This is a genomic window from Paraburkholderia nodosa, from assembly GCF_001718195.1.
GTDB lineage: Bacteria > Pseudomonadota > Gammaproteobacteria > Burkholderiales > Burkholderiaceae > Paraburkholderia > Paraburkholderia nodosa_A.
The window spans coordinates 62,538-75,714 of record NZ_MCNV01000027.1 but is presented as its reverse complement, the minus strand read 5'-3'; the positions used below and the strand labels follow the sequence as shown (position 1 = coordinate 75,714).

Sequence of the window (13,177 nt, the reverse complement as noted above, 5' to 3'; positions counted from 1 at the left end):
CCTTAACCCCGCCGCCGCGCGAGGTGCGCGACGCGATAAATTGTGCCTGTTCGATGTTGCATGGTCGTGGCGTGCGACCCTTTAGCGCGACGCTTTAGTGAGAACCACGCCATCCGTCATTTATACCGACTTTCCCCGCCGCCGGCACTCAGCCCATGCGGTGCCACGGACGCGGCCCAGCCAGCAAATGCGCGTGCAGATGGTAGACCTCCTGCCCGCCGCCCGGCCCCGTATTCACCACCGTGCGAAACCCGGTTTCGCCACCCGTGTACGAGACGCCCAGCTCTTTGGCCAGCCGTGCGACCAATACAAACATTCTACCAAGCAGCGGTGCGTCGTTTTCACCGCAATCGGCAAGGGTGGAAATATGCTGGCGCGGAATCACGAGGACGTGAGTTTCGGCTGCGGGCCGGATGTCGCGGAAGGCGACGAACTCTTCGTCCTCGTACACGCGCGTGCTGGGAATGTGGCCGTCGGCGATCTTGCAGAAGAGACAGGTGCTGCGGTCGTGACTCATGGCGCTCCTGGTGAGCAAAACCGCACGCGCGCCCGAAAGCCCTCAGAACCAGGCGCGCGGGTTGTGCAGCGGCTTGTTGTCGTACAAGTAAAGCCAGCCTTTGATGATACGGTACAACGTCCAGATTGCGACAGCCCACAAAATTGGAATGCCGACCAGCACGAAGATGAGCACACCGCCGATCAGATGGCCGGCCAGCCCGAGCCAGAACGTGCGGATTTGCCACGTGAAGTGCTGCTCATAAGGCGTGCCGAGCGATTCGTCGCGTTTGAGGTAATTCAGGATGATGGCCACCAGCACCGAAATGCCGCCGGTCAGCCAGTAGACCGCATAGAGCGCGTACAGCACGTGCGTGAAAGTCCGCAGGCTGCGCAAACGGTCCGCGTCGACGCCGTTGCGGTACGAAGGGGGCGGGTAATCGCCGGACGTGGACATGTCGTTCATCTCCCTCTGTGGAGCGCTGTGCGCAGCGTTGAGCCTCAGTCGCCGTTCTCTTCGCGCTCGCGGCTTTTGCGCAGCGCTTTTTCCTCGAGACCCGAAAGGCCTTCGCGGCGTTCGAGTTCCGCGAGCACGTCGGCAGGACTCAGATCGAAGTGCGAGAGCGTGACGAGGCAATGGAACCACAGGTCGGCCATCTCGCCGACCAGCGCCTTGCGTGCACCGCCCTGGCGCACGTCCTTCGCGGCAAGCACGACCTCGGTAGCCTCTTCGCCGACCTTCTTGAGCACCGCGTCGTCGCCCTTGTGAAAGAGGCGTGCGACGTAGGAGGCGTCCGGGTCGCCGCCCTTGCGGCTGTCGATCACCGCCGCGAGGCGCAGCAAGGTGTCGTTGGTATTCAGTTGCGTCATTTGTAGATGTGTTCGGGGTCTTTCAGCACCGGGTCGACGGCGACCCAGCGGCCTTCGTCGACGGTGCCTTCGAATTGCTGGAAAAAGCACGAGTGGCGGCCCGTGTGGCACGCAATACCCGAGACCTGCTCGATCTTGAGCAGCACGACGTCTTCGTCGCAGTCGAGGCGGATGTCGCTCACGTGCTGCACATGGCCGGACTCCTCACCCTTGAACCAAAGGCGCTGGCGCGAGCGGGAGAAGTACACGGCGCGGCGCAGCTCGACCGTCCTGGCGAGCGCTTCGCGGTTCATCCATGCGAACATCAGCACGTCGCCGGTGGTCGCTTCCTGCGCGATCACGGGCACGAGGCCGTTGGCGTCCCAGTTGACCTTGTCGAGCCAGTTGGCGTTGGCAAGGTCGTTGTCGGGTTTGCCGGTTTGAGTGTGGCTCATCGCGTTACATCCTCACCGAAATGCCCTGGTCGGCCATGAAGCGCTTTGCCTCGCCCACCGTGTGCTCGCCATAGTGGAAAATGCTCGCGGCCAGCACGGCGTCGGCACGGCCCTTGACGATACCGTCCGCGAGATCCTGCAGGCCGCCCACGCCGCCCGAGGCGATCACGGGAATCGGCACCGCGTCGGACACCGCACACGTGAGGTCGAGGTCGAAGCCGCTCTTCGTGCCGTCGCGGTCCATGCTCGTGAGCAGGATTTCGCCCGCGCCCAGTTCCGCCATCTTGCGCGCCCATTCCACGGCATCGATGCCCGTGGCCTTGCGCCCGCCGTGCGTGAACACTTCCCAGCGCGCGGGTTCGCCCGGCGCCGACGTTCGCTTCGCGTCGATGGCGACGACGATGCACTGCGAGCCGTATTTGTCGGAGGAATCGCGCACGAGTTGCGGATTGGCGACCGCCGACGAGTTCATGCTGACCTTGTCGGCACCGGCGTTGAGCAGGCGCCGCACGTCCGCCACGGCGCGCACGCCGCCGCCCACGGTGAGCGGAATGAAGACCTGCGAAGCCACCGCCTCGATGATCGGCAGGATCAGGTCGCGCTGGTCGGAGGTCGCGGTGATGTCGAGGAACGTGAGTTCGTCGGCGCCCTGGTCGTCGTAGCGGCGCGCGATTTCGACGGGGTCGCCCGCGTCGCGCAGTTCGACGAAATTGACGCCCTTGACGACGCGCCCGGCGGTCACGTCGAGGCAGGGGATGATGCGTTTGGGTAGAGCCATGATCTTGCCGAAGTTGCCAGTCGGTGTGTGTGCGGCGAGCACCTTTCGCGAGAAGGCTGCCGGCCCCGGTTCGGGCGTGGCGCGCAGCCCATTGTCGCGCGCTTTGCACCGTGCCTTGCGCCCTGAGGCGAAATTATCCCGCGCGAGCGCCAGTCCCCTTGGAGATGGCGGCGCAGCGCCAAAACAAAAGGCCTCCAGTGACGGAGGCCGGCATTCGACGCTTTACGCGTCGTCCGATTCGCGCAGGCTGTCTGCGCGCGTTTGCGCGGCAGCGAAATCGAGGTCGCCCGAGTAGATCGCGCGGCCGCAGATCACGCCTTCCACGCCTTCGTCCTCGACTTCGCACAGTGCGTCGATATCGCCGAGGTTGGAAAGCCCGCCACTCGCGATGATCGGAATCTTCACCGCGCGCGCGAGGCGCACCGTCGCTTCGATGTTGATGCCCTGGAGCATGCCGTCCCGGCCGATGTCGGTGTAGATGATCGACTCGACGCCGTAGTCCTCGAACTTGCGCGCGAGATCGACGACTTCGTGACCGGTGAGCTTGCTCCAGCCGTCGGTCGCGACCTTGCCGTCTTTCGCGTCGAGGCCCACGATGATATGGCCCCCGAATGCGGTGCATGCTTCCTGGAGGAAGCCCGGATTCTTGACGGCGGCGGTGCCGATGATCACATAGGACAGGCCGTCGTCGAGGTAACGCTCGATGGTGTCGAGGTCGCGGATGCCGCCGCCGAGCTGCACGGGAATCTCGTCGCCGACTTCGCGGATGATCTCGCGAATCGCGTCTTCGTTCTTCGGCTTGCCGGCGAACGCGCCGTTGAGGTCGACGAGGTGCAGGCGCCGCGCGCCGCGCTCGACCCAGTGTCGGGCCATAGCCGCCGGTTCCTCGGAGAAAATCGTCGCCTGGTCCATATCGCCTTGTTTGAGGCGCACGCAGTGACCGTCTTTGAGATCGATGGCCGGAATCAGCAGCATAGCTTCGGGTGTGTCTGGGAATGGGGTTGAAGTCTGCAGCGCCGGCGGAAAAAAGGCCCGATCCGACGCCGTTTCGCTAGTTTAGTACAACTCTTTCGGCAGCCTTGCTAACGCAAATCTAATGCCGCGGCGCGCGTGCGCGAAGGCGGCTGTGAGCGTCAGCGCCGCAGGAAATCAGGGGTTCCAGTGGACGAAGTTGCGGTAGACGCGCAAACCCGCAGCGGCGCTCTTTTCCGGGTGGAATTGGGTGGCGAAGATGTTATCCCGCGCCACTGCCGAGGTAAAGGCCGCGCCGTACGGCGTTTCGCCTACGGTGTGCGACGCATCCGCCGGAACCACATAGTAGCTGTGCACGAAGTAGAAGAAGCTTTCGTCGGGCACACCGTCCCACAGGGCGTGCGCGCGTGCCTGACGCACGCGGTTCCAGCCCATTTGCGGGACCTTGAAGCGCGAGCCGTCGTCCTGCAGCTGGCCTTCCAGATCGAAGCGCACGACCTTGCCGGGCAGCAGGCCCAGGCCCTTCGTGCCGCCTTCCGCGCTCCAGTCGAACAGCATCTGCTCGCCCACGCACACGCCCATGAGCGGCTTCGTGCGCGAGGCTTCGAGCACCGCGTCCTGCAGGCCCGACTCGGCGAGGCTGCGCATGCAGTCGGGCATCGCACCCTGCCCCGGCAGCACCACGCGGTCGGCAGCACGGATCGCCTCGGGACGCTCGACGATGGCCACGTCGGCTTCCGGCGCGGCCTGCCTCAGCGCCTGGGCCACCGAACGCAGGTTGCCCATTCCATAATCAACAATCGCAATTGAAGTTTTCATCTCGAATCCGGCCTGTTCAAAAGGCCTTGCCCTTGGCTGTGTGGACGCATGTGCGCCGCGATGTGCCCTGATCTGCCTTCGAAGCCGTCAATGTACGCCAGTCGGCGCGTGCGAGCCCATAAGCCGAATGGCTAATGTGGCGCGCACGCAGCATGTGGGCGACGGCCCCGGCGCGGCGCGCTCGAAGTCCTGCCCAGGCATGCGCCCGGCACAGTGCGCGTAGCGCGGCCGGCCTTCTGGTCGGTGAAAGGCGTCGCCTAGAGGCTGCCCTTCGTCGACGGAATCTTGCCCGCCTGACGTTCGTCCAGTTCGGCCGCCTGGCGCAGCGCGCGGCCGAATGCCTTGAACACGGTTTCCATCTGATGGTGCGCGTTGAGGCCGCGCAGATTGTCGATGTGCAGCGTCACGCCTGCATGGTTCACGAAGCCGCGAAAAAATTCGATCGACAGGTCGACGTCGAACGTGCCGATGCGCGCGCGCGTGAACGGCACGTGGAATTCGAGGCCCGGTCGGCCCGAGAAGTCGATCACGACGCGCGAGAGCGCTTCGTCGAGCGGCACATAGGCGTGGCCGTAGCGGCGAATGCCCTTCTTGTCGCCGATGGCCTGCGCCACCGCCTGGCCGAGCGTGATGCCGACGTCTTCCACCGTATGGTGGTCGTCGATGTGCGTGTCGCCATGCGCCTCGACCTCGAGATCGATCAGACCGTGTCGTGCGATCTGGTCGAGCATGTGGTCGAGAAACGGCACACCGGTTGCGAGCTTTTGCTCGCCGGTGCCGTCCAGATTGAGTTTCACGCGGATTTGCGTTTCGCTGGTGTTGCGAACGACTTGCGCGACGCGCATGGCAATATCCTTCAAACAGCCCGTAACAGGAGAGTGGGAGAACGAAGCATCGGCCTAACGGAGCACGAGCTTCAGGGCGGCGAGCAATTGCGCGTTTTCGTCGGGGGTGCCAACGGTCAGGCGCACGCAGTTCGCAAGCAATGGGTGCATTTTACCCACGTTTTTGATCAGAATCCGGGCAGACAGCAGCGTGTCGAAAACTGCCGCCGCGTCGGGCACGCGCACGAGCAGGAAATTGCCCGCGCTTTCGAACACCTCGGCGCCCGGCAGCTTCGCCACTTCGGCGGCCAGCGTCGCACGTTGCGCGCGCAATTCGGCGGCCTGCGCATCGAGCACGTCCACATGATCGAGCAGCAGATCCGCCGCCGCCTGCGTGAGCACGTTCACGTTGTAGGGCGGACGCACCTTGTCGAACTCGTTGAGCCATGACGGCCGCCCGGCCAGATAGCCGAGGCGGATGCCCGCGAGCCCGAGCTTCGACATCGTGCGCATCACGACCACGTTGTCGAACTCGCCCGCGCGCGGCATCCAGCTTTGCATCGCGAACGGCTGGTAGGCCTCGTCGATCACCACGAGGCTCTTCGCTTCTTTCGCCGCCGCGATCACGCGCTCGATGTCGGCGTCGTCGAACAGCGTGCCCGTGGGGTTGTTCGGGTAGGCCAGCCAGATCACCGCAGGCGTGTGCTCAGCAATGGCCGCGAGCGTCGCTTCGAGGTCGAGCGTGAAGTCGCTCTTGAGCGGCACGCCGACGAATTCCAGCTGCGCGAGCTTCGCCGACATCGCGTACATGACGAAGCCCGGCACCGGCGCGAGCACCTTCGCGCCCGGCTTCGCGCACGCCATGGTGATCATGCTGATGATCTCGTCCGAGCCGTTGCCGAGCAGCACGTCGCAGTCCGCGGGCACGCGCATCGTCTCTTTGAGCTTCGCGATCAGCGCCTCGGGGCGCGGCGCGGGATAGCGGTTGAGCGCGACCGCCGCGAGGCGTTCGCCCAGAAGCGCTGCGAGGTCGGCGGGCAGGGCAAACGGGTTCTCCATGGCGTCGAGCTTCACGAAACCGGAAGCGTCGGGCACGGGGTAACTCGTCATCGCGAGCACGTCGCGACGGATGATGTCTTGTGGTGTCGTCATGTCGAAAGGCGGCTCGCGAAAGCGGGGCCGCCGGCACGGGCAGCTCGGCAAGCCGGCTGCCCTGGTTATCGTCGTGGTCTCTGCTGCGTGCGGGTCAAACTGAAGGCCAACTGCTGCGCCCCGCGCACTCGCGGGACTTGCTGCCGCGCAACGTCTCCATGCTGCGCGGCGGCGCATTCAACCGGCTTCTGCCAGTTGCGAGGCGTGCCTTACACCTGCTTCATGCGGAATTCGGCACTGCGCGCGTGGGCTTGCAGGCCTTCGCCGTAGGCCAGCTCGGCCGCGATCTCGCCGAGCGTTTGCGCGCCTTCCGCGCTCACCTCGATGAGGCTCGAACGCTTGATGAAATCATAGACGCCAAGCGGCGACGAGAAACGTGCGGTACGAGACGTAGGCAGCACGTGATTCGGCCCCGCGCAGTAGTCGCCGAGGCTCTCGCTCGTGTAGCGGCCAAGGAAAATCGCGCCCGCGTGGCGGATTTCGGCGCCCCACTTCTGCGGCTCCAGCGCCGAGATCTCGAGGTGCTCCGGCGCGATCTCGTTGGCGATGGCGCAGGCCTCGGCCATGTCGCGCACCTTCACGAGCGCGCCGCGATTCGTGAGCGACGTGGCGATGACTTCGGCGCGCGGCATGGCGGGCAGCAGCTCGTCGATGGCGTCTTCCACGCGCTTGATGAAGCTCTCGTCCGGGCACAGCAGGATGGACTGCGCGAGCTCGTCGTGCTCGGCCTGCGAGAACAGGTCCATCGCCACCCAGCGCGGATCGGTCGTGCCGTCGCAAATTACGAGGATTTCCGAGGGGCCCGCGATCATGTCGATGCCGACCGTGCCGAACACGCGGCGCTTGGCCGACGCGACATAGGCGTTGCCCGGGCCGCAGATCTTGTCGACGGCGGGGATCGTGTCCGTGCCGTAGGCGAGCGCCGCCACGGCCTGCGCACCGCCGATCGTGAACACGCGATCGACGCCGCCGAGCAGCGCTGCCGCCAGCACGAGCGGGTTCTTCACGCCGTCCGGCGTGGGCACGACCATGATGATTTCGCGTACGCCCGCGACCCGCGCGGGAATGGCGTTCATCAGCACGGACGACGGATACGCGGCCTTGCCGCCGGGCACATAAAGGCCCACGCGGTCGAGCGGCGTGACCTTCTGGCCGAGCACCGTGCCGTCGGATTCGGTGTACTGCCAGCTATGCGAGCCGCACTCGATGCGCTGCTTCTCGTGGTAGCCGCGCACGCGCGCCGCCGCGGCTTCGAGCGCCGCGCGCTGCTTGGGCTCGAGGCTTTCCAGCGCCGCTTCGAGTTCGCTGAACGGCAGTTCGAGCGCCGCGACGCTCGGGGCGGCAAGGCGGTCGAAGCGGTTCGTGTAGTCGAGCACGGCGGCGTCGCCGCGCGCCTTGACGTCGGCGAGAATCTGCGCGACGGAGCGCTCGATGGCCTCGTCCTCGCTCGCCTCGAAGGCGAGCACCGCGTGCAGCGCCTTTTTGAAGCCTTCGGCGCCGGAATCGAGTTTGCGCATCGTGATAGCCATGCTGGTATCCATCCGTTACGTTTGTGCGCGCCGCACCGTTTGAGGCGCACTGCGCGCGAGGCGGCGCGTCATTGCGCCTGCCCTTTGCTTCTACCCGGTCAGCTCGCCTGCGTGCCGCGCGACGCGCGTTCGAACGCGTCGATGATCGGCCGCAGCGCGGCGCGCTTGAGCTTGAGCGCCGCCTGATTCACGACGAGGCGCGACGAGATCTCCATGATCTCCTCGACCTCGACCAGATTGTTCGCGCGCAGCGTGCCGCCCGTGCTGACGAGGTCGACGATCGCGTCGGCGAGGCCCACGAGCGGCGCGAGTTCCATCGAGCCGTACAGCTTGATGAGGTCGACGTGCACGCCCTTGGCCGCGAAGTGCTGGCGCGCGGCTTCCGTGTACTTGGTCGCCACGCGCAGGCGCGCGCCCTGGCGCACCGCGTTCGCGTAGTCGAAGCCGCCCTTCACGGCCACCGAAAGACGGCAGCGCGCGATGTCGAGATCGATCGGCTGATACAGGCCGCCGCCGCCGTGCTCGTTGAGCACGTCCTTGCCCGCCACGCCGAAGTCCGCGGCGCCGTACTCCACGTAGGTGGGCACGTCGGTCGCGCGCACGATGATCACGCGCAGGTTCGGGTCGGTCGTCGGCAGAATGAGCTTGCGCGAGGTTTCCGGGTCTTCCGTCACATGCACGCCGGCCGCCGCGAGCAGCGGCATCGTCTCTTCGAAGATGCGGCCCTTCGAGAGCGCAAGCGTGAGCGGCGCGCTGGCCGCGGCCGCCGGCGTGGGCCTCGACTCGACCGTGCTCATTGCGCGCTCCCCTTGATCCGCTTCACGTTCGCGCCGATCTTCGTGAGCTTCTCTTCCATGCGGTCGTAGCCGCGGTCGAGGTGATAGATGCGGTCGATCAGCGTTTCGCCGTCCGCGCACAGGCCCGCGATCACGAGGCTCGCCGAGGCGCGCAGGTCGGTTGCCATCACCTTCGCGCCCGAGAGCTTCTCGACACCGGCGACGAGCGCCGTCTTGCCGTCGATCGTGATGTGGGCGCCCAGGCGATTGAGTTCCTGCACGTGCATGAAGCGGTTTTCGAAGATGTTTTCGACCACTTGCGAGGTGCCGTCCGCGATCGTGTTGAGCGCCATGAACTGCGCCTGCATGTCGGTCGGGAACGCCGGATATTCGGAGGTGCGCACGTTTACGGCACGCGCGCGCTCGTGCATGCGCACGCGCATCCAGTCGTCGCCCTCTTCGATCGTCACGCCCGCTTCGCGCAGCTTGTCGGTGACGGCGTCGAGGATGTGCGGACGCACGTGGCGCAGCGTGACGTCGCCGCCCGCGGCCGCGACCGCGCACAGGAACGTGCCCGCTTCGATACGGTCCGGAATGACGGTGTGGTGCGCGCCGTGGAGCTTGTCCACACCTTGAATGACGAGGCGGTCGGTGCCGATGCCTTCGATCTTCGCGCCCATCGCCACGAGCAGGTGCGCGAGGTCGCCCACTTCGGGCTCGCGCGCGGCGTTCTCGATCACCGTTTCGCCATCGGCGAGTACGGCGGCCATCAGCAGGTTTTCCGTGCCGGTGACCGTGATCATGTCGGTGACGATGCGCGCGCCCTTCAGGCGCTTCGCGCGCGCCTCGATGAAGCCGTGCTCGATGTTGATCTCGGCGCCCATCGCCTGCAGGCCCTTGATGTGCTGATCCACGGGGCGCGCGCCGATCGCGCAGCCGCCCGGCAGCGACACCTTCGCCTCGCCGAAGCGCGCGACGAGCGGCCCGAGCACGAGGATCGACGCGCGCATGGTCTTCACGAGCTCGTACGGCGCGACGAGATTGTTGACCTTCGAGGCGTCGAGCTGCACGCGCGCGCCGTTCTGCTCGGTACGCACGCCCATCTGGCCGAGCAGCTTGAGCGTGGTGCGCACGTCCTGAAGGTCGGGCACGTTGTCCAGATGAACGGGTTCCGCGCTCAGAAGGCCCGCGCAGAGAATGGGCAGCGCCGCATTCTTTGCACCGGAAACAGCCACTTCCCCTGCGAGCTTCTGCCCGCCGACGATGACGAGTTTATCCATGCCTGAGGTTTCCTGATCGGTGCGGCCGGTTTGCAGGGTCGCTTGGTGTTGAGCTGCGCCGCTCGCGGCGGCGTCTTTGTCCTGGGTAATTCGCACTGAGATTCCAGATTATGCGTTCTGCCATTCGGCGGGCGTGAGCGTCTTCATGCTGAGCGCGTGGATTTCCTCGCGCATGCGGTCGCCGAGCGCCGCGTAGACGAGCTGATGGCGCTGGATCAAGCGCTTGCCGTCGAATGCTGAGGAGACGATCGTCGCGAAGAAGTGCTGGCCATCGCCTTCGACTTCGAGGTGCTCGCACGCGAGCCCTGCCGAGATGTACTGCTTGATCTGTTCCGGAGTCGGCAACATGAGTATGGCTCCTGCTTAGTGACGCAGCTTGTACCCGCTCGCGAGCAAACGCATGGCGAGCGTGGCCAGCGCCACGAAAAACACGAAAACGATCGACAGGCTCACGAGCGGGTTGATGTCGGACAGGCCGAAGAACCCGAAGCGGAAGCCATCGATCATGTAAAAGAACGGATTGAGCCGCGACACTTCGCGCCACAGGGGCGGCAGCGTATGCGTCGAATAAAACACGCCCGAAAGAAACGTGAGCGGCATGATGAGAAAGTTCTGAAACGCCGCGAGCTGGTCGAACTTCTCCGCCCAGATCCCGGCGATCAGGCCGAGCGTGCCGAGGATCGCCGAGCCGAGCACCGCGAACGCGAGGATGTAGAACGGCGCGGCGAAGCTCATCGGAACGAACCAGATCGTCACGACGAACACGCCCGCGCCAACGGCGAGGCCGCGCACGATCGAGGCGAGCACGTAGGCGCCGAACATCTCCCATGCAGCGAGCGGCGGCAACAGCACGAATACAAGATTGCCCGTGATCTTCGACTGGATCAACGACGACGAGCTGTTCGCAAAGGCGTTCTGCAGCACGCTCATCATCACGAGGCCGGGAATCAGGAAGCTCGTGTACTCCACGCCCGGATACACCTCGACGTGGCCGCGCAGCGCATGGCCGAAGATCGTGAGATAGAGCAGCGCGGTAATGACGGGCGCGAGCACGGTCTGGAAAGCGACCTTCCAGAACCGCAGCACTTCCTTGTAGAACAGCGTACGGAAACCGCTCATGCGAGACCCTCGACCACTTCAGGACCGTTCATCACCTGCACGAAGACATCCTCCAGATCGGCCTTGCGCACTTCCACTTCTTCGAGCTTGCAGCCGTTCCCGCGGCACTTGGCCAGAATACGCTCCACGTCGTCGTAGCTCGCGAGGCGCAGCAGATGCTGGTGTGCGCTGGCGCCCGCCGGATCGACTTCGAGCGCGCGCAGATCGCTCGGCAGCACGCCTTCCGAGAAGCGCAGGAACAGCTGCGTGCCGGCGAAGCGCTGCAGCAGCGCACTCGTGCGCTCGAGCGCGACCATCTCGCCGCGCCGGAGCATGGCGATGCGGTCGCATAACTGCTCGGCTTCTTCGAGATAGTGCGTGGTGAGCACGATGGTGTGCCCTTCGCGGTTCAGGCGCGCGATGAACTTCCAGAGCGTCTGGCGCAGTTCCACGTCCACGCCGGCGGTAGGTTCGTCGAGCACGATCACGGGCGGCCGGTGCACGAGCGCCTGCGCCACGAGCACGCGGCGCTTCATTCCGCCGGACAGCGCGCGCATGTTCACGTCGGCTTTCTCTGTGAGATCGAGATTGGCCATGACTTCGTCGATCCACGCGTCGTTGTTGCGCAGACCGAAGTAGCCGGACTGGATGCGCAGTGTCTCGCGCACGGTAAAGAACGGATCGAACACCAGTTCCTGCGGCACGACGCCCAGGTTGCGGCGGGCGTTGCGGTAGTCGGCGACGACATCGTGGCCGCGGACGGCGATCGAGCCCTCGTCCGCGCGCGCGAGGCCGGCAAGAATGCTGATGAGCGTCGTCTTGCCCGCGCCGTTCGGGCCGAGCAGCCCGAAGAACTCGCCGTCTTCGACCGTGAAGCTGACGCCCTTGAGCGCCTGAAGCGACCTGTAGCGCTTCTTGACGTTACGGATTTCTATGGCTGGCATGACTAATACGCCGCCCGTTTGCGAACGGCGCGGCTCAAGAGTGCATCAATGCTGCGGGGAAGACCGGAATTGGGGACGGCTTATCAGGCCGGCTTTGCTGTCTCACTGCACGCTTATTACGTACCAGGCGGCACTTTTTGCGCCGAGGCAGCGCCCAAAAAACGGTTGATTATAGGCCAAGTCGGGAAGCGCGGCCTGGCCCTGGAGGGGAACGGCGTCGGCCCGGCAATGCGGTGTGATCCCGCTTGAACGCTAGCGTCCGGCCAGGCGACGCGGGTCAATGTCGCTCGTTGAGAAGCGAATCGACGCCGTAGGCGCGCGCGAGAGAGGCGAGCGCGGGGGGCATGTTGAGCACGGCAAGGGAAGCGCCGCGCTCACGCGCGGCACGCTGCCACGCGATCAGCACAGCGAGCGCCGATGAATCGAACTGGGTGAGCGCCGCGCAGTCCACGGCGGTTGCGCCCGCCGAGATCTGCGCGAACCCGGCCGAGAGCGCGGCCTTCGCGCTCTCGTGGGTCAGGTTGGCGCCGGTGGCGAAACGCTCGCTCACGAGGTCGCCTTGCCCGATGCGAGTTGCTGGTTACGCTGCGTGAGGAACTGGATCAGGCCGTCCACGCCGCCTTGCTGGATCTTTTCCTGGAACTGCTGCTGGTACGCCTGGATGAGCCACGCGCCGAGCACGTTGATGTCATACACGCGCCAGCCTTGCTGCGTCTTGTAGAGGCGATAGTCGAGCTCGATCGGCTGGCCGCCGTTCATGACCGTCGAACGGACCACGACGTCGGTGTCGTCCGGGTTCGCGCGGAACGGCTTGTACTGGATCTGCTGGTCGCGCACCTGGGCGAGCGCGCCCGAATACGTGCGGATCAGCAGTGTCTTGAACTGTTCGATGACCTGTTGCTGCTGCTCCGGCGTGGCCGTGCGCCAGTTGCGGCCCATCGCGAGTTGCGTGGTGCGGCGGAAATCGGTGTACGGCAGGATCTTTTCGTTCACGAGCTGCGTGATCTTGCTGATGTCGCCGGACTGGATGGACTTGTCACCCTTGATCTGGCTCATGACCTGCTGCGTGACCGTCTGGACCATCGCGTCGGGATTGCTGGTGTCTACCGTCTGGGCAAATGCGCCGCCGGCAAACGAAAGAAACATGGCGAAAAACGGGTACAGAAAGAATTTTTTCATCTCGAGCCCTGCTAGTTGGGGGACATC

At 65.2% G+C, this 13,177-nt stretch carries 17 protein-coding genes; all 17 read right to left on the bottom strand.

Translation table 11 applies throughout. From position 1 onward, the window contains the following. Window positions 1-148 precede the first annotated feature (148 nt). Entirely contained in the window at window positions 149-517 is a 369-nt protein-coding gene (locus tag BFD71_RS31925) for a histidine triad nucleotide-binding protein (RefSeq protein WP_069268260.1), read from the bottom strand. Between the two features lie 42 nt (window positions 518-559). Continuing rightward, window positions 560-952 carry a DUF4870 family protein gene (locus tag BFD71_RS31920; RefSeq protein WP_069268283.1) on the bottom strand — a complete coding sequence of 131 codons (393 nt, stop codon included), beginning with the start codon at window positions 950-952 and terminating at the stop codon, window positions 560-562. 44 nt (window positions 953-996) lie between these two features. After that, window positions 997-1,365 carry a phosphoribosyl-ATP diphosphatase gene (locus BFD71_RS31915; protein WP_069268259.1) on the bottom strand — a complete coding sequence of 123 codons (369 nt, stop codon included), beginning with the start codon at window positions 1,363-1,365 and terminating at the stop codon, window positions 997-999. Next, window positions 1,362-1,799, bottom strand: coding sequence for a phosphoribosyl-AMP cyclohydrolase (hisI, locus tag BFD71_RS31910; RefSeq protein WP_069268258.1), 438 nt, complete (start codon window positions 1,797-1,799; stop codon window positions 1,362-1,364). Before hisI ends, BFD71_RS31915 begins: the two co-directional genes overlap by 4 nt. A 4-nt stretch (window positions 1,800-1,803) precedes the next feature. Beyond that, window positions 1,804-2,577 carry an imidazole glycerol phosphate synthase subunit HisF gene (hisF, locus tag BFD71_RS31905; RefSeq protein WP_069268282.1) on the bottom strand — a complete coding sequence of 258 codons (774 nt, stop codon included), beginning with the start codon at window positions 2,575-2,577 and terminating at the stop codon, window positions 1,804-1,806. Between the two features lie 222 nt (window positions 2,578-2,799). Continuing rightward, window positions 2,800-3,552: a 1-(5-phosphoribosyl)-5-[(5-phosphoribosylamino)methylideneamino]imidazole-4-carboxamide isomerase gene (hisA, locus tag BFD71_RS31900; protein WP_069268257.1), complete on the bottom strand. Its 753-nt coding sequence runs from the start codon at window positions 3,550-3,552 to the stop codon at window positions 2,800-2,802. Window positions 3,553-3,726: 174 nt separating this feature from the next. After that, complete coding sequence (hisH, locus tag BFD71_RS31895) at window positions 3,727-4,368, bottom strand: imidazole glycerol phosphate synthase subunit HisH (protein ID WP_069268256.1); 642 nt, start codon at window positions 4,366-4,368, stop codon at window positions 3,727-3,729. 257 nt (window positions 4,369-4,625) lie between these two features. Then, window positions 4,626-5,213 carry an imidazoleglycerol-phosphate dehydratase HisB gene (gene hisB, locus BFD71_RS31890; protein WP_028218451.1) on the bottom strand — a complete coding sequence of 196 codons (588 nt, stop codon included), beginning with the start codon at window positions 5,211-5,213 and terminating at the stop codon, window positions 4,626-4,628. A 54-nt stretch (window positions 5,214-5,267) separates the two neighbouring features. Beyond that, window positions 5,268-6,344: a histidinol-phosphate transaminase gene (gene hisC / locus BFD71_RS31885; RefSeq protein WP_069268255.1), complete on the bottom strand. Its 1,077-nt coding sequence runs from the start codon at window positions 6,342-6,344 to the stop codon at window positions 5,268-5,270. 209 nt (window positions 6,345-6,553) lie between these two features. Then, window positions 6,554-7,873, bottom strand: coding sequence for a histidinol dehydrogenase (gene hisD / locus BFD71_RS31880; RefSeq protein WP_069268254.1), 1,320 nt, complete (start codon window positions 7,871-7,873; stop codon window positions 6,554-6,556). A gap of 98 nt (window positions 7,874-7,971) precedes the next feature. After that, complete coding sequence (hisG, locus tag BFD71_RS31875) at window positions 7,972-8,670, bottom strand: ATP phosphoribosyltransferase (RefSeq protein WP_069268253.1); 699 nt, start codon at window positions 8,668-8,670, stop codon at window positions 7,972-7,974. Further along, window positions 8,667-9,929: a UDP-N-acetylglucosamine 1-carboxyvinyltransferase gene (gene murA / locus BFD71_RS31870; protein WP_069268252.1), complete on the bottom strand. Its 1,263-nt coding sequence runs from the start codon at window positions 9,927-9,929 to the stop codon at window positions 8,667-8,669. The genes hisG and murA overlap by 4 nt, the downstream gene beginning before the upstream one ends. A gap of 108 nt (window positions 9,930-10,037) precedes the next feature. Further along, on the bottom strand, window positions 10,038-10,277 hold the full coding sequence (locus BFD71_RS31865; protein ID WP_028206568.1) for a BolA family protein: 240 nt from the start codon (window positions 10,275-10,277) through the stop codon (window positions 10,038-10,040). A 15-nt stretch (window positions 10,278-10,292) separates the two neighbouring features. After that, the gene (locus tag BFD71_RS31860; protein WP_069268251.1) at window positions 10,293-11,048 is read right to left on the bottom strand and encodes an ABC transporter permease; all 756 of its coding nucleotides are present in this window, start codon (window positions 11,046-11,048) and stop codon (window positions 10,293-10,295) included. Beyond that, window positions 11,045-11,971: an ABC transporter ATP-binding protein gene (locus BFD71_RS31855; protein WP_069268250.1), complete on the bottom strand. Its 927-nt coding sequence runs from the start codon at window positions 11,969-11,971 to the stop codon at window positions 11,045-11,047. Before BFD71_RS31855 ends, BFD71_RS31860 begins: the two co-directional genes overlap by 4 nt. A gap of 277 nt (window positions 11,972-12,248) precedes the next feature. Then, on the bottom strand, window positions 12,249-12,521 hold the full coding sequence (locus BFD71_RS31850; RefSeq protein ID WP_069268249.1) for an STAS domain-containing protein: 273 nt from the start codon (window positions 12,519-12,521) through the stop codon (window positions 12,249-12,251). Then, window positions 12,518-13,150, bottom strand: coding sequence for an MlaC/ttg2D family ABC transporter substrate-binding protein (locus BFD71_RS31845; protein ID WP_069268248.1), 633 nt, complete (start codon window positions 13,148-13,150; stop codon window positions 12,518-12,520). Before BFD71_RS31845 ends, BFD71_RS31850 begins: the two co-directional genes overlap by 4 nt. Between the last annotated feature and the right edge of the window lie 27 nt (window positions 13,151-13,177).